General features: G+C 68.5%; 15 protein-coding genes. 6 read left to right on the top strand and 9 right to left on the bottom strand.

Annotated features, from left to right (window positions below; all coding sequences use genetic code 11):
* Positions 1-123 precede the first annotated feature (123 nt).
* A complete protein-coding gene (locus tag G4D86_RS02665; RefSeq protein ID WP_240360001.1) occupies positions 124-489 on the top strand; it encodes a hypothetical protein in 366 nt (121 codons plus the stop codon).
* Between the two features lie 202 nt (positions 490-691).
* Here the strand turns inward: G4D86_RS02665 and G4D86_RS02660 are convergent, their stop codons facing one another.
* On the bottom strand, positions 692-1,102 hold the full coding sequence (locus G4D86_RS02660; protein ID WP_163988997.1) for a hypothetical protein: 411 nt from the start codon (positions 1,100-1,102) through the stop codon (positions 692-694).
* Positions 1,103-1,438: 336 nt separating this feature from the next.
* Here G4D86_RS02660 and G4D86_RS02655 point away from each other — a divergent pair, with 336 nt between their 5' ends.
* Together G4D86_RS02655 and G4D86_RS02650 are read left to right on the top strand one after the other, a co-directional pair.
* On the top strand, positions 1,439-2,116 hold the full coding sequence (locus tag G4D86_RS02655) for a DUF6348 family protein (RefSeq protein WP_163988995.1): 678 nt from the start codon (positions 1,439-1,441) through the stop codon (positions 2,114-2,116).
* A gap of 182 nt (positions 2,117-2,298) precedes the next feature.
* The gene (locus G4D86_RS02650; protein ID WP_163988993.1) at positions 2,299-3,726 is read left to right on the top strand and encodes a serine/threonine-protein kinase; all 1,428 of its coding nucleotides are present in this window, start codon (positions 2,299-2,301) and stop codon (positions 3,724-3,726) included.
* A 108-nt stretch (positions 3,727-3,834) separates the two neighbouring features.
* Here G4D86_RS02650 and G4D86_RS02645 read toward each other — a convergent pair whose 3' ends face one another.
* Together G4D86_RS02645 and G4D86_RS02640 are read right to left on the bottom strand one after the other, a co-directional pair.
* A complete protein-coding gene (locus G4D86_RS02645) occupies positions 3,835-5,391 on the bottom strand; it encodes an amidohydrolase family protein (RefSeq protein ID WP_163988991.1) in 1,557 nt (518 codons plus the stop codon).
* Between the two features lie 431 nt (positions 5,392-5,822).
* On the bottom strand, positions 5,823-6,356 hold the full coding sequence (locus G4D86_RS02640; RefSeq protein WP_163988989.1) for a hypothetical protein: 534 nt from the start codon (positions 6,354-6,356) through the stop codon (positions 5,823-5,825).
* 173 nt (positions 6,357-6,529) lie between these two features.
* Here G4D86_RS02640 and G4D86_RS02635 point away from each other — a divergent pair, with 173 nt between their 5' ends.
* A complete protein-coding gene (locus G4D86_RS02635) occupies positions 6,530-7,351 on the top strand; it encodes a hypothetical protein (protein ID WP_163988988.1) in 822 nt (273 codons plus the stop codon).
* Positions 7,352-8,061: 710 nt separating this feature from the next.
* On the opposite strand, the gene G4D86_RS02630 is transcribed toward G4D86_RS02635, so the two are convergent.
* From G4D86_RS02630 to G4D86_RS02620, 3 genes are all read right to left on the bottom strand, one after another.
* Positions 8,062-9,573, bottom strand: a complete 1,512-nt coding sequence (locus tag G4D86_RS02630) for a DUF8189 domain-containing protein (protein ID WP_163988986.1) — start codon at positions 9,571-9,573, stop codon at positions 8,062-8,064.
* A gap of 176 nt (positions 9,574-9,749) precedes the next feature.
* On the bottom strand, positions 9,750-11,750 hold the full coding sequence (locus G4D86_RS02625) for a hypothetical protein (RefSeq protein WP_163988984.1): 2,001 nt from the start codon (positions 11,748-11,750) through the stop codon (positions 9,750-9,752).
* A gap of 132 nt (positions 11,751-11,882) precedes the next feature.
* Positions 11,883-12,779: a LysR family transcriptional regulator gene (locus G4D86_RS02620; RefSeq protein WP_163988981.1), complete on the bottom strand. Its 897-nt coding sequence runs from the start codon at positions 12,777-12,779 to the stop codon at positions 11,883-11,885.
* Positions 12,780-12,920: 141 nt separating this feature from the next.
* Here G4D86_RS02620 and G4D86_RS02615 point away from each other — a divergent pair, with 141 nt between their 5' ends.
* Both G4D86_RS02615 and G4D86_RS02610 read left to right on the top strand, forming a co-directional pair.
* A complete protein-coding gene (locus G4D86_RS02615) occupies positions 12,921-14,396 on the top strand; it encodes an MFS transporter (protein WP_240360000.1) in 1,476 nt (491 codons plus the stop codon).
* Between the two features lie 323 nt (positions 14,397-14,719).
* The gene (locus G4D86_RS02610; RefSeq protein WP_163988977.1) at positions 14,720-15,493 is read left to right on the top strand and encodes a zinc-dependent metalloprotease; all 774 of its coding nucleotides are present in this window, start codon (positions 14,720-14,722) and stop codon (positions 15,491-15,493) included.
* A gap of 49 nt (positions 15,494-15,542) precedes the next feature.
* Here G4D86_RS02610 and G4D86_RS02605 read toward each other — a convergent pair whose 3' ends face one another.
* The 3 genes from G4D86_RS02605 to G4D86_RS02595 are packed head-to-tail and all read right to left on the bottom strand — an operon-like array spanning position 15,543 to position 20,155.
* A complete protein-coding gene (locus G4D86_RS02605) occupies positions 15,543-16,676 on the bottom strand; it encodes a type II asparaginase (RefSeq protein ID WP_163988975.1) in 1,134 nt (377 codons plus the stop codon).
* A gap of 13 nt (positions 16,677-16,689) precedes the next feature.
* On the bottom strand, positions 16,690-18,324 hold the full coding sequence (gene aspD, locus G4D86_RS02600) for an aspartate 4-decarboxylase (RefSeq protein WP_163988973.1): 1,635 nt from the start codon (positions 18,322-18,324) through the stop codon (positions 16,690-16,692).
* Between the two features lie 10 nt (positions 18,325-18,334).
* On the bottom strand, positions 18,335-20,155 hold the full coding sequence (locus G4D86_RS02595; RefSeq protein ID WP_163988971.1) for an aspartate:alanine exchanger family transporter: 1,821 nt from the start codon (positions 20,153-20,155) through the stop codon (positions 18,335-18,337).
* Positions 20,156-20,225 lie beyond the last annotated feature (70 nt).

Genomic DNA, 20,225 nt, shown 5'->3' with positions numbered 1-20,225 from the left:
AACACTCCAGGGGGGCGGGATTCCAGGACAAAGACGCCCGGCGGGAGTGTCCCGCCTAGCGTGACGCCCCACCGGAGGTCCGTGGCTCCATCCCGGGGACCGTCTCCGGATCGAGGAGCGCTCATGAAGCCTGGAGTCACGTTGCTGCGCGGGGTTGCCGTGGTGTGCACGAGCCTGGCGCTGACGGCCTGCGGTGGACCCATGACGGAGGAGGAGGCCGCCGCCGTGGAGGCCGAGGCGCTGGCCTCGCAGGAGGCCGAGTTGGGCTCGTGCGCCAACTGGTCCGAGTGGCTCTGGGATGGCTCCAGCATCACCTGCTACCCCCGGCTGGTCTGCGGCACGTACTGTGACGAGTTCGGCAACTGCGATGTCAATCTCGCCGCCTACGCGCAGCAGTACAGCTACCGCGTGTGCTTCGACGAGTCTGGCAACTACACGCACACGGAATACCGGTACCAGACGGGCGGCTTCCTGACCTGCGGCTGCTAGAGCGGCCCGGGCCACGCCAGCGCCTGAGCCCTTGCGCGAGACGCTGGCCGTGGCCTTCCCCAGGTGGCATGACGGGCCCATGGCCCGTGATGTCTTCTTCCTCTGGACGCATGTCTGGAGTTGCCCCGTTCTTGCGGGATGACTTCAGCAGTCGAAGCTGGCGGCCTGATTACGACCAACCTGGTGTCTCAACAATCCCGTGCTAATCGGGGGACGGCGGCTCCGACGCCTCGATGTCCAGCACCGCATCCCGGGAGCGGGGGACGCCCGGGCGCACCGGGAAGAAGCGGCCCACCTCCGGAACGAGCGCATCCAGGGTGGCGGCCACGCCCCCGCGAAATCGCCTTTCGAGAACTTCAGCGTCGAGAACATGAGGCCCTTCATGTCTGGCACCTGCTTCGCCAGCGCCTCGCCCAGGACAGAAGATGACGAGCCCCATCACCGCGGCGAAGAGCGCGAAGCCTCCGAGCAGGAGGTCCATGCCCAACGCCGCGGCGGAGCCCGGCGGCATGCCCTCGTGGGTGAACGGGAGGATGACGGGCCCTTTGGCGTTCTCCAGCAGTTGGCGCAGGGCCACCGAAATGTCGACGCTCTTCCGGTTTGTCGTGCTCATTGCCCCCATCATCTCGCAAGCCGGGCACGGCCGCCGCTTGCCGACGGGCTCGGTGGAGCTGGGCGGGTGGATGTGGTGGCTGCAAGGGACCTGGACCGGGTGGAGGTCCCCAAGCGCTCACGGCCGGTGTGAGCGCTGTGGACCACCGGAGTTGCTGGCGTCCGTGAAGTCCGAAGGATGGCGGATGCTGTGAAGGCAAGGCTAGCGTGCGGGCCCATGCACGCATCTCGCTGGTTCCTTCTACTGCTCATCGCTCTGGTGGTGGGAGGTGCCCTCTTTGTCGCCCTCGTGAGGCATTTGCGCGAGGCGACGCCCCAGCAGGCCGGGGCTGGAGACATGTCGTCCGTGGCCGCGCAGCAGCTCGCGGCGCTGCTGTCGCGTCAGGGGCTCGAGGCCTCGGCGCAGGCGAACACGGTCCGGCTAGGGACGCGCTCCCTCGCGCTGTCCACGAAGGTCACCCAAAACGTCCACCAGAAAGACCAATTCCTGTACCTGGTCGGGCTGGAATTCGGCTGTGAGGTGGATGGAGCTCCGGTGGAGTCCCTCCTCGCCGGGAGCATTGGTGTCGACCCGGGCCAGGACGGCGCGGTGATGACCGCGATTCGCGAATGGGTAAGCCAGTACGGGTTCGCGATTGGCCGCGCGCTCGCGAGCTCGAATCAGAGCCCTCCGCTGTCCGCCGCGAGCTTTCGCGTCTACGAGGGGCTCACGGGAGTCCGCGGCGAGGCGCCACCGGGCTTCAAGCCGAACAGGGCCTTCCACGAGCAGCTCCTGAGCCACCTCGAGCCGGTGCTCCATGAGAGCCTCTCGAAGGCGCCCGGAACTCCGCTGCATGCGCTCACGGTCATGCTCGTAGTGGGAGCGTCGGCGGGGGAGGGCGAGTGCCGGGCGGACGGAGTCGTGTCCGCGCAGTTGTGCGAGCGCGCCCTCACGTTCCCGTGGCCGCGGGGAGTGAAGCCGTACATGTTCAAGCAGTACTACGTGCTCGTGCCAACGGCGGGGCAGGGCGGGTGAGGGCTGGCGGAGTTGGCGCGCTGGGGGTTGAGCGCTTCGAATGGAACTGTGTGGCTGTCTGCGCCTGGTCGCGGCGGGGCTCGTGCCGGAACCGACTCCAGAGGATACGCTGACAGTTGCGGATGTAGCGAGTAGGCTCGCGGCGCTTGCAGCGAACCTCCTCCCGCCTCGTGGGGCACGTCATGGACCCCGGCCCACTGCATCCATCACGCCTGCCGCCGGGGACCCGGGTGGGGCCCTGGCGTGTCCTGGAGCGGCGCGGCTCGGGTGCGTACGGCACCGTCTACCGTGCGCTCGGTGTGGAGGACGTGCTCGGTCCCGTGGCGCTCAAGGTGGCCCTGCACCCCGAAGATGGCCGCTTCGCGCGAGAAGTGGAGCTGCTCTCCCGCCTCCGCCATCCGAACGTCCCGCGCCTCATGGGCCATGGGCTCTGGCTGCAGCCCGGGAGCCTCGCCCACCCCTACCTCGCGATGGAGTGGGTGGAAGGCGTGTCCCTCTATGACTGGGCGCAGGCGCAGTGCCCCACCTCGCGTCAGGTGCTCCGCGTTCTCGCCAGCCTCGCGCGGGCGCTAGAGGCTACGCATGCCGCGGGAGGCGTCCACCGCGACGTGAAGGGTGACAACGTGCTCGTGCGCTCCGCGGACGGACAGGTCTTCCTGACCGACTTCGGCTCCGGAAGCTACGTGGGTGCCGCGCTGCTTACGTCGTCGCCACTTCCTCCCGGGACGCCGCCCTACCGCTCACCGGAGGCGTGGCGCTCCGTGCGCCTTCCCTACCTGCCGTCGGACCCACCGTATGCGCCCGGACCGGCCGACGACGTCTTCGCGCTGGGGATGACCGCCTACCGGCTGGTGACCGACGACTACCCTCCCACTCCAGCCTTGCTGAACGAGGTGGCCCACCTCTGGGGCCCGGAGGGTACGGGCCCCGTGCCTCCCCATGGCATCAATGCCCGCTGCTGCGCGGAGTTGAGCAGGCTCGTGTCACGGATGCTCTCCGTGCGCCCCGAAGCGCGTGGCGGTGCCGGCGAGCTGGCCGAGGCGCTGGAGCAGGCCGCGCGGAGAGCAGGGCGTGAAGCGGATGTGCCGCTCTTCACCCGGAAGGAGCTCCCTGTCGAGGAGGCAGGGAGGGTCCCTCCCCAGGACAGGGGGCCTGCCTCGTGGTCCCGGCTCATGGCAGCCGCCAGCCTGGGAGCCGCCGTGGCGCTGGGAGCCGCATGGATGCTGAGCGCGCAGCCTCGAGAGAAGACCGAACAGGCTCACGCATCCGCCACCGAAGAGTCGAAGGATGGCGGCACCATCGCCGTCGGCGACACCGCACTGACGGCCCCGGTGTCTCTCACCCGGGCACCGTTCGTCTTGTCTGTCATTGCCGTGGATCTACCGCCCAAACCGCTCCGAGGGCAGCTCCGGCCCGATGCGTCTGGGCGGTGTGCCCACCGGGCGCATGTCTCCATCAATGGTGGATGTTGGGTGGAGGTGAAAACAAGCCTGAAGGACTGTGACGAGCCCTACTACGTGCACAAAGGCGCTTGTTACGGCCCCGCCTACCCACCTCCGCGCCCCGCCACCTCGGCTCCCACGGAGCACCCTGGCGACGACGCTCCATAGGTGTGGAAGGAGGCTCGCTACGGCCTCGTGAGGCAGGCCTGGGCAGGAGCGTGGTCGCGCAGGGAGTATGCCAGGGCCTCGCTCACGCAAGGCCCCGGAGTGACCACTTCAGAAGAGCACGCGCTCGATGCCCGCGGCCTGGAAGATGGAGTCCCTGGACGCCTCGAGGGTGGCCCGGAGGTGGGGCCAGTTCACGCCGACCAGGGCTCCTCGCCATTTCCGGATTCGTCCCGCGACAATGACCGTGTCCACGTTGCTGCGCTCCATCAACGTCACGACGGCCCCCGGCACGTTGTTGAGCGGGGCCACATTGATGGCATCCGCCCGCAGGAGGAGGATGTCGGCCTCCTTGCCCGGAGTCAGCGAGCCGACCTTGTGGGAGAGACGGGCGACCCGGGCCCCCTCGACCGTGGCGAAGCGAATCACATCGCGGCTCGTGAGGAGCTCGGGCAGGTTCGTCTCCCCGTTGAGCGCGCGCTCGTTGATGAGCGCCCGCTGAAGCGTGAAGACGGTCCGCATCTGGGTGAAGAAGTCCGCGGTCATCGTGCACTCGACATCGGTGCTGAGCGCGGGCTGGACGCCGTGATCGAGCGCGGTCTGGATCGGCGGCAGGCCGTGCCGCATGGTCATCTCGATGGGAGTCGCCAGCGAGACGGTGGCCCCCGACTCGGCAATGGCCTGCCACGAGCCCTCCGAGAGTCGGCTGGCGTGGATGAACTCGATATCTGGCCCGAGCAGGCCCTCACTCGCGAGCTGCTCCACGAGCGTCTCCTGGCCCAGGCTGCCGACGAGGTGAGTCACGATGTGCAGTTCATTCTGGCGCGCGATCGTCCAGAAGGTACGGAAGGCGGGATCGAACACCTCCCCACCCATGGCCAGGCTCAGCAGCTGATCGTTCGAGGAGAAGTAGCGCCTCCGAAGCCGCTGGAGATCCATCGGGAAGATGCTGCGGGGGCCCACGCCCGGTGAGTACACGAAGACCGCGCGCCGGCCCGCTTCCTGAAGCCCCGCGATGACGGCATCGGTGTGCTCCGGAGAATGGCCGACCTGCGACGTGTCGACGACCGTGGTCACCCCAGCGTCCAGCTGGCTGAGCGAAGCGACGAGCTCGGCGATGTAGGCGTCCTTCGGCCTGTAGAGCGGCGTGATCGTGGAGTGGATGAGGTCGAGGTAGTTCTTCTGGCCGTGTGGCAGCCCGTCGTTGAACAGCAGGCCGTCGGGCAGGAAGTTCCGCAGCGCGGTCTGGTACTGGTGGTGGTGGGTGTCGACGAACCCCGGCATGACGATCATGCCCGCTGCGTCGATGACCGCCGCCCCCGGTGCGTGCAGGCGGGGCCCGACCGCGATGATCTTCTTGCCCTCGATGAGCACGTCGCCCTGGGCGAAGTCCCCTACATTCGGGTCCATGCTGAGGACCGCGCCGCCTCTGATCAGGTAGCGCCGCTGCGAAGTACCGGTCTCCACTGGCATGTCACGGTCGCTGGCGCCGCGCTCCTGCGACGTCTCCCCCTGCGAGGGCGCAGCCAGCGTCGGCGTGGGAAGTGCCGAGATGGCCGCGGCACCGAGGGCTGAAGCCCCCGCCGCGAGAAACTGGCGGCGGGAGGAGCCCGACTTCTCAGGCTCGCCGCCATGGACCGAGTGGTTTCCACAGAGCCGCTGACACATGTCCTGTTCCCCCTCTGGGTGACCCAGAGTCAATTGGCGTGCCGCCTCTCCCCGAGGCATTTACGCCCACCGTCATTGGATTTTTCCAATGCTAGTGCATATCAGGGCACAGAGTCGAGGCTTTGACACCGGGATCGCGGCCATATCCAATATTAACAGATTTACATCTATTTCTTGGAATTTGAGATTAATGACATGCGGGCCGTCCCCCTTCCTCAGGAGGAGTGCATGTCCTGGCTGCGTGCCACTACACGTCGAGGGGATTCATCGAAATGGCGGGCACCAGGGACCTCGGCGGCCTGACCGAAGTCATCAACCAGGTGCTCGCCAATACGCCCACGGAGCCGACCCGCGGCGGCGGGTCCGGAGGCGGAACCGGGGCAACTTCAGTGCCCTTCATCCGGCCCCTTGCGCCTCACGGCAACACACTCCTAGCGCGGCTGTGACAGGAAGATGGCGAGCGCGGACATGAGCTGCTCGCCCGGCTCCTTCTTGAGCTCGGAGGGAATCACCACTGTCACCGGGGTCTGGGGGCCAGAGCCACAGGTCCGCCGGCCTTCGTACCAGCGGCGGTTGCGCTCGATGGTGAGCTCGTACCCGCAGTCGCCCACGTTGCCCGCCAGCTCCTCGTGGCTCAGCCGGAGCTCCGAGGGCTGCCCGGCGAAGGTGCCTTTGAGTTCCAGGGTTTCGGTCCGCTCGCGGAGCTGGAGGTCCACGGGAGCTTGCCCCACGGTGCCATGGATCCGCCCATCCGCGAGGGTGAGGTCCACCGGGCGCCCGGTGGACTGCCCGCGGATGGACTCCGGAGTCACCTCGAGCTGGAGCCCTGGGCCGTTGATGTTCTGCTGGGTGACGTGTGCGCTGAAGGTGCCCTGGGGAGAGCGCACCTGCAGGTCCGACGAGGACTTCGCGAGCGCCGCGCTCCCTGAGAGCAGCGTGGCGGCGAGGATGCTGGCGGTCTTCATGCCCCAAGAGTAGGCCGCCCCTTCGAGCACGGCCCGCTTCGCCCGCGTGGCCGCTCGGGAGGCGGCTTCGGCCGTGCAGCGTCGCGTTCGCCGCGGGCGTGGGAGGACACTACCTTGGAAGACGGTAGGCGCCACGTGCGGGCCTTCCCCACTCCTCTGGCTGGAGCCGATGCATGAGCGCCATGGCCTTGCTCGCCCCTCTCCTCGGCGCCCTCGGTGCCGCCGCTGCCCTCGCCCAGCCCCCCTCGCCCGGCATGCGCCTTCTGGGAGATGCCCAGGCGCTCGTCCGGGAGCTCGACTCCACCCGCTACCTGCACGAGGGCGAGGCGCGCGGCGCCGACGTCCAGGTGGACGAGAGGGGCAGGCTGTCCATCGCCGCCGACTGCTCCGGTTGGGTGTCCTACAACCTCGAGCAGCTCCCCGACGTCCGCTACATCCAGGCCGTGCAGTCCTTCAAGGGCCGCGACCCGCAGGAGCGGGACGTTCCCTACCCGCGCGCCCACGTCTACTGGAGCTACTTCTCGCAGTTGCCCGCGGACGCGCCCTTCCAGCGCATCGTCCGCCTCGCGGACGTCCGTCCCGGGGACATCGTGGTGTGGTGCATCGGCGACTGGTGCGAGCAGCCCCGCCCCGAGCACATGCGGGGCGACACCGGGCACATCCTCATCGTCGCCGCGCCGCCGGTGCCGCTGGACGACTCGCACGTCTTCGTCCTGGCGCTCGACTCCTCCTCCCTGAGGCACTACGGGTGCGACGCAGTGCAGGCCAGCCTGGCCCCCGACGCCCGCGCGGCTGCCCGCCAGCAGGACGTGGACTGCCGCTCCTATCCGGACCTCCGAGACGACACCCGGCCGCGCGGGGGCGTGGGCGCCGGCTACATCCTCTTCGGAATGGATGCGAGCGGGGCCCCGGCCACCTTCCAGTTCGGGCCGGGAGACTCCATCCGGCCCGTGCCGGGGGAGACCATCCGCTTCGCCATCGTCCGTCTCCGGTAGGCGCTCATGCGGACCCCGGAAGCGTTCCGCCCCCAGCTCCCGACGGTTCCGAACAGTGAGCGTGCACTCCTCACCCGGGGGCGCGGGCCCCGCATGCAGTCATGATGATTCCATGATTTGCGCAGGGGGGACCGCGGACGGAAGACTCCTCCGTCATGAGACGCCTCCTGCTCGTCCTGGGCCTCGCCGCCAGCTTCTGTCTGAGTGCATGCGCGCCTCGCATCGTGCGTCCCTCGCCGAAGCTGGGGCGGCTCGAGGACGTCCACACGAAGGCGGGGACGTATGACGGGTACTCGGTGCGGTTGCGCTTCGAGCACACGGCCACGTCGCAGGGGCACAGGGGAGACGTCGTGCTCACGGGGCATGGCCGCCGCCCCATCCACGTGATGCCACGAGGGCACAACGTCGACAGCCCGGCGCCTCCCGGGACTCCGAACCTTCGCATCGACTTTCCCATCATGAGCAGCCCGGAGGAGGTGCCCAGGCCCGTCTTCCTCGCGGGACGCATCGAAGGGCTCGATGACGACTTCATGAGGGAGCAGGGCTGGCTGTTCCAGGACTGCGGACCCGGTTACAGCGAGTTCTGTGAGCCCTCCGGAGCGGGCTTCATGACTCCGAGCTTCAAGTCCGTGGACCCGCTCATCGCCTACCTGGGGAAGTGGCTCGAGGAGGGAGACTACGCGGGAACCCTCTCCATCAGGGGGGACTGGTCACCAGCCGTTGCTGTACGCCGAGTGCCGCATGGTGTTGTCCGGGCCGCGATAGAAGATGTCGAGGCGGCCCGAGCCCCAGCTCACGGCATCCGGCGACGACGTCAGGTCACCGCCGAGCCACTGCCACCCGGACCATCCGGAGCCGTTCCACGAGTTGATCCACAGCTGGTTGTCCAGGCCACGGCCGAAGACATCCAGCCGGCCCGGCCCCCAGGAGGCGATGCCCGGCGACGAGGAGAAGCCGCCGCCCAACGACGTCCACGCGCTCCACACGGAGCCGTTCCACGCCGTGTGCATGTATGAGTTGTCCGCGCCACGGGCGACGACGTCGATGCGGTTGGGCCCCCAGCTCACCGCCGCGGGGTCCGACGTGAGATTGCCGCCCAGCGAGTACCAGCCCACCCACTGCGAGCCGTTCCACGCCTTGTGCCAGAGCGCGTTGTCCGTGCCGCGGCCAAAGATGTCCAGCCGCCCCACGCCCCACGACGCGATGGCCGGGCCCGAGTTGAAGCCGCCGCCCAGCGATGCCCACGCGCTCCACTGCGTACCCGTCCACGTCTTCAGCATGAAGGAGTTGTCCGTGGTCCGCCCGACGACGTCGATGTGGTTGGCACCCCAGCTCACCGCCGCCGGATCCGCGTTGAGCGAGCCGCCCAGCGCCTCCCAGCCGACCCACTGCGCGCCGTTGAAGCCCAGGTGCCAGAGCTGGTTGTCCTGGCCGCGACCGAACAGGTCCAGCCTGCCCGCGCCCCACGAGCTGACAGCGGGGCCGGAGAGGAAGCCGCCACCCAGCGACTCCCAGGGGACGCCGTACGTGAGCTGCGCGCCCTGGACGTCCGTGGCGCTGAGGTTGCCGTTCCCATTCCAGTTCGGGTTGCAGTAGTTCATCACCGAGCCGAGGTCCCACGGCCCGATGAGCCAGTCACCCGAGGAGCCCTGCGCGGGCTCGGTGCAGGTGGACGGCCGGTCCGGACGGTTCTGCTCGTGGGCGTAGCCCAGGGCATGGCCGAACTCGTGCACCGCGATGGCGTCGATGCAGAACTGGAGCTGGCTCTGGCACGACGTGCTCCAGTTGTTGAACGTGAAGTTCAGCACCATGCCCTGGGCCATGCCGTTGAGCCCGTTGCCCAGCGCCTTCACGTGCGGCCCGACGTCGCTGATGTTGATGCGGATGCCCGTGGACGAAGCCGGACACGTGCCCCAGCCCGTGAAGCGTACGCCCGAGCGCGCCTCCCACGTGCGCGCCACCGCATTGCGCACCCACTGCCGCTGCGTGGCGTCCGCACCCGGGTTCTCCCAGCACACCGGGACGGTCATCGGCCGCCACAGCGTCGTGGAGGCCACGTAGAGGTCCGCCGCGGTGTTCGTGAGCGTCTCCGCCGGAGCGGATGTCGGCTCGGCGGACTCGGGCGCCTCCATTCCTCCGTCACAGCCCAGCAGCGAAGCGAGGCCAACTCCCAGGGCCGCGAGCAGCGCGGTCTTCCGGTGGGGGGCGATTCCAATCAACATGGTGTCCGTCTCCGCCGCCTTCCGCCGGACGGGGCCTCCATGGCCCCCTCATCTCGCGAAGGACGGGGCCCGGGTTCTGTCAGCCCACCCGGCCCGCTGGCAGTGAAATCATGATGAACATTATTTACTGATGCAGCCGGAGTGCAGGAGCGGACAGTCCCTTCTTGTTCAACACTTCAAGGCAGCGCAGCGCCCCCGGCCTCGAACACGAAGCTGGCCTCGGCATGGCAGAGCCAGTCGGTGGGCTTGCCGGTACGCTCGTCCGTGACGGTGAGGCGCACGCCGCGCAGCATCGCACCCCCGCCGTCCACCACTCCGCTGTACAGCCGATCCACGGTGCGCAAGGGGATGGGCGCGGGTGTGGCGCCAGAGCCCTCCACGACGAGCGGCTCCGCGGTGAGCGTCACCGGCGGAGTGGCACCGTTGACCGCCACCAGCACCAGGGCTCGTGCGCGAGGCGTGAAGCCCAGCGTGACGGAGGCCCCCGGCATGCACAGGTTCCACTCGGCGAGCGCCGGCCCCTGGGTGTGCGGCTGCCCCTCGGTGAGCGCATTGCGGTAGAGGGAGAAGGTCCGTCCGGCCCCCGTCTCCCAGCGGGGCTGCACCAGGCGCAGCAGCGTTCCGTACTGGAAGATCCACGGTTCGGGCTTCTCGGCGGTGCCGGAGGCGGGGAACTCGATGTGTTCCACCAGCACCTCGGGGTGGTTCTTCAGCTCGCGATCCCACCACACGGTGCGCCGGTACTCGTGCTCGTGCGGGCTGGGGAGCAACGCTCCCTCTCCCTGGAGCGAGCGTATGACATAGGTGTTCCAATAGCTGCCGAGCAGCGGCACTCCTGGCTTGCGCTGCTCGAGGCGACGGGCGACGGCCTCCAGCTCGAGGAAGCCAGGGTTTGGCACCGGGGCAGGCAGGGCCCACGCGCTGCCCGCCAGCGCCGTGGCACCCAGTGCGGTGTACACGTGGCGGCGCCAACGGGACAGCCCCGGCACCATCCCCATGCCGAGCGCCACCGTCAGCGCTCCGCTGAAGGTGCCGAAGAGAAACAGCAGCGCGTAGTAGCGGGTCGAGTAATCGTTGTTGCGCACGTGGTCGATCACCGTGAGCAGCACCACGTGCGCCGCGGCGAGGAGCCAGGTGGCCAGCACCAGCACCGCGCCCTCCAGCCGCAGCGCGTCCGGAATGGCGCGAGTGCGCAGCGTGCGCCACAGGAAGGCGGTGGACACGCAGGCGCCCACCGTGCCCACGACGAGCCACGGCAGGAACGGAAGGCCAGACAGGTTGTCCGCCATGACGCGCGCGTTCTGGCCCAGGTACTCCCAGTCGATGCTCACCTGGGTGCGATAGGGCAGGCCGAACCGGTGTCTGGCGAAGTCCCGGTAGCCGAAGCGGATGAGGTTCTCCACCACGACGGCCGCCACGATGAGCGACAACGCTCCACTCCAGCGCCGCCAGAAGCGGCGGCCCTCGAAGAGGCCCGGGGCGAGCAGGCGCGCACGCACCGCCTCCGCGGTGGCGAGGATGACCAGGAGCGGGCCGCTCACGGTGGACGTCCAGATGGAGAGGAAGGACAACAGGAAGGTGCGCGCGCGGAAGAGGCGGGTGGTGCGGCGAGGCGGGGCGCTGCCCTCGTGAGTCCTCACGAGCTCATTGTCCTGGCGCAGGCTCCACCACGCGAGCAGGAGCGCCGTCAGCTGCCACGGGTACACCTGGGCCAGCTCGAAGAGGATGCCGCGCAGGGGCGTATTCGCGAGGAGGACGGCGGTGTAGAGGCCGGCCCCGAGCAGGCGGAAGCCTCGGCTGAGCGCCCCCACGACGAAGGCGCCTCCGAGCAGCCATGCGGTGAGCCACGCGTGCAGGTGCAGGTACGTCCAGGTGAAGCCGAAGAGGTGTCCCACCACTCGCGCGGAGAGGAAGGGCCAGGCACCGAAACGATCCTGCCCGTAGTAGTAGAAGTCGAAGAGGCTCCACCCCTCCGCGTTGCACATCATCACCGGGATGGCGCAGTCCGAGTTGTAGAGGGGGACCTGCGGCGTCTGGGGGTTGAGCGACCAGGTGGCGCGGGCGACGAGCAATCCGAAGAGGATGATGGCGCCTGCGCCCCCCAGTCGCCGGGCCCACGTCACGGCACGAGCCAGGGCGGCGGCGGGAGCGTGGGACGTTTCGTCGGGGGCCTTCATCGTGGCCGAGCGTCTACCACCGACGCGTCCCCTCACCAACCACGCGTGCCCCCCGGGGATTGGAGTCGTCGTTCACGGTAGCGACGGAGCCCGTCGGCGCGGAAGGTCGCAGGCAGGTGTCGCCCGTGCCCTTCAGCGGAGCGCCGCGCAGGTCTCCAGAACGAGGCCGCGCAGCCAGCGATGCGCAGGGTCGGCATCCAGCCGAGGGTGCCAGAGCAATGAGATCGTGACCTCCGGCACGGGGAAGGGAAGGGGAAACCCACGCAATCCAGCGCGCAGGTTTCCGGTCTGCCGGTCGGGAACGGTGGCGATCAGGTCAGAGGCCCGAGCGAGCGCCAGCGCGGTCGAAAAGCCACCGACAATCGTGACGACCTCTCGTTCCAGCCCGAGCGGCTTCAAGGCTTCATCAATCGGTCCCTTGTCGAGCCCCCGCCGCGAGACGTTGATGTGTCTGCCTTTCGCATATCGGGAAGGGGTGATCCTGCCCTGGCTCAGCGCGTGCCCCATCCGTACGACGCCAATGAAACGATCCCTGAACAACGCCTGTGCACGCACCTCCGGACCCGTCGTCTTCCCCACCACGCCAGTCTCCAGATCGACGGTCCCCTCGCGAAGAGACGTGCTCTCTTTGTCTGGCTTCTGCACGAAACAGAGCCGCACCCCTGGCGCCTCCTCGCCGACGCGAGCAATGAGCGCCGGTCCGAAGTTCTCGACAAAGCCTTCGCGGGTGCGAAGCGTGAACGTCCTGACGAGCTGCTCGAGGTCGAGCTTCTCCGCGGGGCGGAGAACCCCTTCCGCGTCCTGAACGAGCTGACGGACCCGTTCGCGGAGCTCGAGCGCTCGGGGTGTGGGAACGAGACCTCGTCCGGCTCTGACCAGCAGTGGATCACCCGTCGTCTCTCGCAAGCGCGAAAGCGCGCGGCTCATCGCCGACGGGCTCAGCCGCAGCCGTTGGGCTGCGCGCGCAACACTCCCTTCCGCGAGCACCGCATCGAGAGTGACCAGCAGGTTCAGGTCCGGGGGCGACATGCATGGGTTGTAGCACGGCCTGTTCGTGAGATGGCGTCAGACGCACGGATACAGTGCAAATGGTGCGTCTTCCGCCATGTCAGACAAGGGAGCATGGTTCAGGCAGTTCCATTTCGAGAGCTGTCAAAAGCGGAGGTCATTTTGAAGTCAATCATTGCAACACGAACTGAGGAAGTCGCTGGAAGTGCGGAACGCGCTCCTTCGGCTCGCCAGGCGCTGGCCAGCCTTTCGCTCTCCATGCTGCTGTCCTCGCTGGGTACCAGCATCGCCAATGTCGGTCTGCCCACGCTGGCGCGGGCGTTCGCCGCCTCCTTCCAGCAAGTCCAGTGGATCGTCCTCGCGTATCTGCTCGCCATCACCACGCTGATCGTCAGCGTCGGACGGCTCGGCGACCTCACCGGCCGCCGACGGCTGCTCCTGGCCGGTATCTTCCTGTTCACGGTGGCCTCGGTCCTGTGCGGCGTCGCCCCCACGCTTGGGCTGCTGATCGCCGCCCGGGCGGCGCAGGGCCTTGGCGCGGCCATCATGATGGCCCTCACCCTGGCGTTCGTCGGTGAGACGGTACCGAAGGCAAGGACGGGGAGCGCCATGGGACTGCTCGGCACGATGTCCGCCGTTGGCACCGCGCTCGGTCCCTCGCTCGGCGGTGTGCTGATCGCCGGGCTCGGTTGGCCGGCCATCTTCTTCGTCAATGTACCGCCAGGCATCCTGACCCTGTTTCTCGCGCATCGCTTCCTGCCCGTTGATCGACAGGGGACGAAGACGGAGCGGACCGGCTTCGACCTCGTGGGGACGCTGCTGCTGGCCCTGTCGCTCGCGGCCTATGCGCTCGCCATGACGATGGGGCGTGGCAATTTCGGCCTGCTCAACGTGACGCTGCTGTTCGCGGCCGTCTTCGGCGTCGGCCTCTTCGCGCTCGCCGAGGTGAAAGCCGCGTCACCTTTGATCCGCCTGGCGATGTTCCGGAATCCGGTCCTGAGCGCGGGCTTCGCGATGAGCACTCTGGTCACCACTGTGGTGATGGCGACGCTGGTGGTGGGCCCGTTCTATCTCTCCGGCGCGCTTGCGCTCGACGCAGCCCGTGTCGGGCTCGTCATGTCGTCCGGTCCGATTGTCGCCGCGCTGACGGGCGTGCCGGCCGGCCGCATCGTGGACCGGTTTGGCGCACACCGGATGACCCTCGCCGGGCTCATCGGAATGGCTGCAGGCTCCTCCATCCTGCCCCTGGTGCCGACGCGGTTCGGCGTCCCGGGTTACGTCGCCCCGCTCGTCGTCATCACCGCCGGCTATGCGCTGTTCCAGGCGGCCAACAACACCGCCGTCATGACGAACATCCAGCCGGACCAGCGGGGCGTCATCTCCGGCATGATCAACCTGGCGCGCAACCTCGGGCTCATCACCGGCGCATCCGTCATGGGCACCGTGTTCGCGCTCGGCTCGGCGACGACGAACATCATGACCGCGCGTCCCGAGGCTGTTGCGGCCGGCATGCGGCTCACGTTCACCGTCGCCGCGGCTCTCGTCGCCGTCGCCCTCGCCATCGCGTCTGTCATGAGGCCACGCAGGGAGCGCCCATCGCGAACCCCTGCCTCCCGTCCGTCCAGAAAACACCGTTGATCTTGTGGCCGCACTCCGAGTATTTATCTGTGATTGCAGTCCCAAAAGTCGGTGATTTATTCAAAGACACCACTGTCCGGCATTGGGATGCCCGCGCCCCGAGGAATAAAGCCAGTCAGGTCAACCCCTTGTATCTCCGGGTGTCACATCTCTTTACGTCAGCACCCCGGAGCCTGGGGTGTTGGCGCTCCAAGCACCTCCCGGATGCGGGCGATTTCCCGTGGGTTCCCGGTTGGTCCAGCATTTGCTCAGTGGCAGGGCACGCTGTCCGCGGCTGATGGGAAGTTCAGGCGGCGTGTCCCCCCGAATCAGAGGAAGAACAAATGCTCAAGAAGGCGGCAGTCCTCGCGGTGAGCTGTGGCGCGTTGCTGGTTGGCTGCGGTACCGACCCGGAGATGGAGAACCAGGAGATCATCGCCAACCTGGTCGAGGCCGGGTATCAGGCCGACGACATCCAGGTCGTTGATGGTGCCGTGTACGCGGGGCGCGACGCTCGCGTGAGCCTCGAGGCGTCCCGGGAGATGATCGCGTCCGGCGCGGGGGGCAAGGAGCAGTACCGGACGACCAACCTCATCAACACCGGCCTCGTGACGACGATCTGCGTCAACCCCACGGCCCAGTTCAACAGGTACGCCAACCTCAGCGCGGGTCTCGACCTGGCCATCGAGAACTACAACCAGCGGAACCTCGCCATCCGGTTCGTGCGCGGTCCGGTGGCCGGCTGCACCGCGACCATCATCGCGAAGACCGCGGGCGGCACCGGCGGCTCCGCGGGCTTCCCCGCGGGCGGCCTCCCGTACACCGACATCAACATCGGCACCGGGCTGAACAAGTACAGCATTGACGTGAACGAGCACGTCATCACCCACGAGCTGGGCCACTGCATCGGCTTCCGCCACACGGACTACTACAACCGCGCCATCAGCTGCGGCGGCGGCGCCAGCAACGAGGGTGACGGCGGCATTGGCGCCATCCTCATCCCCGGCACGCCGAGCACGGCGGTGGTGGGCGGGTCCATCATGAACTCCTGCTTCCGGTCGACCGAGACCGGCGAGTGGACCAGCTCCGACATCACGGCGCTGGACTACCTGTACTGAGAGCTGGCGCGACGGCCCCCGGGTCTGTTCATGACTCGGGGGCCCTCCCTCAATACGTGTTGAACATCTGCTGCACCCGCTTCGGGTCCCGGGTCTCGGTCAGCGCCAGCTGGGCCAGCACCCGGGACTTGGCCGGATTGAACTCACCGGAGGCCACGAAGCCCGCCTTGTCGTCATTGACCTCGTTGTTGCGCAGGACCATGCCGGTGGGCACGCGCGTGCTCCGCACGACGAGGAGTCCCTTCTGTCTGGCCCACCGCTCGAGCGCCGCCAGGGCACCCTCCGTCATGTTGCCGTCCCCCACGCCGGCAATGACGATGCCCTTGGCGCCGCCGCGCACCGCCGCGTCGATGAGGTCCGCGGACATGTTCGCGTGGGCGTAGAGGATGTCGACGCGGGGCAGCTTCTGGAGCTTCTCCACGCTGAACTCCGAGCGCACGGTGTTGCGTTTGTCCATGCGCTCGAACCAGGCAATCTTGCCCGTGTTCACGAGGCCCTGGGGACCCCGCTCGGGGCTGCTGAAGGCCTCGACGTTGGTGGTGTTCATCTTCTCCACGTTCCTCGCGGCGTGGACCTCATCGTTGATGACGACCAGGACTCCGCGGTTGCAGGCCCCCGGGTCCGCCGCCACCGCCACGGCGTTGTAGAGGTTGGCCGGGCCATCCGCGCTCACCGCGGTGGCCGGTCGCATGGAGCCCACCAGGACCACCGGCTTGGTGCTCTTGACCACGAGGTCGAGGAAGTACGCCGTCTCCTCCATCGTGTCCGTGCCGTGGGTAATCACCACCGCGTCGACGTCATCGGACTGCAGCAGCTCGTTGACCCGGTGGGCCAGGCGCAGCCAGATCTGGTCGTTCATGTCCTGGCTGCCGATGCTGGCGACCTGCTCGCCCGACAGCGTCGCCAGCTCCTGGAGGTTCGAGACGGCGGCTATCAGGTCCTCGACCTTGAACGCGCCCGACTTGTAGCCGTACTCCTTCTGGCTCGCCTGGGCGCCGGCGATGGTCCCTCCGGTGGCGAGGATGTGCACGCGCGGCTTGGGCCTGGGCCTGGACTCGGTCGCCGCGGGCGGCGTCGCGGGGGTCGGTGCCGCGGGGGCCTGAGGTGCGGCGTACGCGACGCAGGCCAGGGCGCACAGCGCTACCGGCAGCGCCCTCAGGACAGGGGAATGGAAAGCTCGCATGACAGGCTCCTCCTCAGTGGACTTGGTCCTTCTCTCGCTTCCACCGCTCGACGGCGGTCTCCACCAGCTCCTTGAGGTGCCGTCCTATCTGCGGGTACGCCTCGTCCTCGAGGTTGGCCAGGGAGACGCGCGCGGACCACGGTGGCCCATGGAAGCCGCTCCCGTTCAGGAGCACCGTGCCGTAGCGCCGGGCCAGCGCGAAGACGACGTCCAGCGGGTCCCGGTGCCGCTGCACGTAGTCCATGAAGTCCTCCCCGATGTGCTTGCGGCACCAGGCCTCGAGGTCCAGCGTCTGGTAGTACGCCGTGCCCAGTTCGTTGGGCTTGAGCTCCACCCCCAGCCCCCGGAACAGCGCCGCGAGGCGCTCGTGGCAGATCTGCCTGCAGCGCTTCTTGTAGGCGTCGTCCTTGTCCAGGAGCGCGAACGCGGAGAAGAGCATCATCATCTGTTGCTGGGGCAGTGAAAGCCCCGCGGTGTGATTCAGCGCGACCGAGCGGCTGTCCGCGACCAGCCGGTCGATGAACGGGAGCTTCTCCGGGTGGGTGGACAGCGAGCGGTAGCGGTCGTGCACCTCGGACGCCGTCTCCGCGGGCAGCTGGGAGAGCAGCGTGTCGGCGACGTGGTGCTCGTGCATCGCCACCACGCCCAGCCGCCACCCCGTGCACCCGAAGTGCTTCGAGTACGAGTAGACCAGGAGGGTGTTGTGCGGGAGCTCCGCGGCGAAGGAGCGGAACCCCTCGACGAAGGTGCCATAGACGTCATCGGTGAGGATGAGCAGGTCCGGGCGCCGGGTGCGGACCAGCTCCGCCACGCGGGCGAGCGTCCGGGGACGGATGGCCACCGCCCCCGGGTTGGCCGGGTTGACGATGAAGAAGGCCTTGATTCGCGGGTCCGCGAGCTTGTCTATCTCCTCGTCCGGGTACTGCCAGGTGTGTCTCCCGTCCGTGTCCATCTCGCTCTGCTCGATGGGCACCACGTTGAACTGGTACTCGGACAGGTGCGGTATCTCCAGGTATGGGGTGAAGATGGGGGTGCCCAGGGCGATGGTGTCGCCCTTGTTCAACAGCTTGTTGGCGCAGAGGGACTGGAACAGGTAGCTCATCGCCGCCGTGCCACCCTCCACCGCGAACAGCTTGAAGCGGCCCGGGGGAGGACGTCCGGCGCACAGCTCCCTGGCCAGGTAGGCCTCGACGATGCGCTCGGCGTGCACCAGCATCCGGTCCGGCACGGGGTAGTTGTCACCGGTGAGGGAGTCCACCATCTCCCAGACGAACGCGTCCGCCTCGAAGCCCAGCTCCCGCACGCCGAGCTCGAGCGTTCCGCGCAGCAGCTCCACCCCGGGCCCGGGTGGACAGGCGTCCAGGAAGCGTTGGAAGCGCTGAGCGATGTCCACCGAGTGGGGCATGCCGGCGAGCCCCACGTCCGGCTCGTTCCAGGTGCGCCGCGCCTCCGCCATGGCGAAGGAGCCGAGCAGGAAGAAGGACTCCCGCGGCGTGGTGGCAATCCAGTTCGGGTTGCCGCGCCCGGCGTTCAGCATCACCGCCGCTCGGGTGCGGATGGACTCCTCGGCAATCTCGATGAGCAGGTCCTTCAGCTCGAAGGGGCTGAGCATCTCGAGCGGCTTGTCTTCTGCCTCATGCGCTTGCATGTCGGGCTCCTCAATCCAGGCTGGCCAGCAGGTAGCAGCCGAGCGTCACCACGATGTTGCTGATGGCGAAGGTCACCGGATAGGAGAGCGCGGGGACGGTGCTCTCCGTGTCTTCCTGCGCGGTGCGCAGGCCGGGGCTGCTGCACCGCGCTCCCGCGATGGCGCCCTCCAGCAGCCCCGCGTTCATGTGGTAGCGGTACTGGCCCACCACCCACCCGATGACGGGAGGAATCAGTCCCGCCACCAGCGTGCCGATGGCGATGGGCCCGAGCACCCCGGCGCGGACGGACTGAATCACGCCCGCGCCGGCATTGAGCGCGGTGACGGCGATGAAGACGTTCAGCCCCAGGTCCTCCAGGAGCTGCCGCGCGGGCTCGGGAAAGGGGCCTCCCAGGCGCGGGTCTCGGGTGCGGAGCGTGGACAGGACGATGCCGGTGAGGAGCAACCCCACGGCCGAGCCCAGGCTCAGCTTCAGGCCGAAGAGCGGAATCGGCAGGGTTCCGAGGAACGCGCCGACGGACAGGCCCAGCGCCAGGGTGACGATGTCCGTCGCCATGCTGGGGCGCACCACGCGGCCGCCCAGCGCTTCCGCGAGCTGGTGGATGCGCAGCTGGCTGCCGGTGATGCGGAACACGTCGCCCCGCCGCACCACCGTCTCGGGGCCGTGGGGAATCTCCGCGCCGCCGCGGAAGAGTGCGTTGAGGAAGAAGCCGTGCCCCACCGTCCGCATGAGCTCGCCCACGCGCTTGCCGACGGAGCGCTCCGTCTGCGCCACCACCTCCACGGTCTCCAACCCCACCGCGCGGAGCACGGCGTCCGGGACCTCGGGACCCACCACCTGGGTGGCCTTCACCATGGCCGCCAGCGGGCCGCTGACCACCACCAGGTCGCCGGGCCGCAGGCGCAGCGAATCACTCAAGTCGAGCGGCTGCCCTCCACGCTGCACCCGCTCGAGGGCCACCCGCGGGAAGCGCTCCCGCAGCTGCGCGAGCGTCTGCCCTTCTCCCTCCGGGTTCTCCAGCCGGAACGCGCGCACCTCCAGCGACTCGGCTTCCGGCGCCAGCGCGAGGGCCGTGCCGGGGAGCGGATGCGCCTCTCCTGCTTCGAGCTCTTGCTGGTACGCCCGGGCTTCACGCTTCACGTCTCGTCCGAACCAGCGTGGGAGGACCTTCATCATCAAGACGAAGAGCACCAGGCTCACGCAGTAGCCGAAGGCGAACGCGGTGGACAGGTTGGCGAGCACGGTGGGGTCGCCCGCGTGCTCGCGCAGGTATACGTCCTTGGCGGCGCCGAGCCCCGCGGTGGCGGTGTTGGCGCCAGCGAAGATTCCCGGCGTAAGCCCCGGGGCGAGGTGGAGCACCGCGCCCAGGCCCACCATCAGGCCCGCGGAGAGCAGGGGGACGAGCAGCCCCAACACGATGAAGGCCCGCGCGTCGCGCCGCAGGCCGGAGAGGAACTGGGGGCCGACCTTCATGCCCACGGCGAACATGAAGAGGTTGAAGAAGAGCGTGCTGGCGAAGTCCGGCACGGAGAAGGTGACGCCGCGGAGGCTGGCCCAAAGGCTGAGCCCCAGGCCCACGATGAGCGTGGACGCGGTGGCGCCCAGGTTGAAGCGCCACAGCGTGATCCGGCCCAGGGCGTAGCCCACGGCGACCGTGGCGAACAGGAGCACGAAGGGTTGGTTGGCCAGGAACGCGAAGACGGGGCCGAGCAGGCCCGTGGCCTTCGCGGCGCTCGGGAGGTCTCTCGCCAGCAGGCGCACCAGCAGGATGCCGCTGAGCGCGAGCCCGGCCCACGCGGCCAGCCGCAGTGCGTGAGTACGGTCGCGCATGGGGGTGGCGCTGGGCATCCGGGGGGCTCGGGGGTTGGAAGAGCGATTCGTCTTACAGGCTGGGCATGGA

This window comes from Pyxidicoccus caerfyrddinensis, from assembly GCF_010894405.1.
In the GTDB taxonomy this organism is placed as follows: domain Bacteria; phylum Myxococcota; class Myxococcia; order Myxococcales; family Myxococcaceae; genus Myxococcus; species Myxococcus caerfyrddinensis.
The sequence above is the reverse complement of the archived record's forward strand: the minus strand, read 5'-3'. Positions and strand labels throughout refer to the sequence as shown.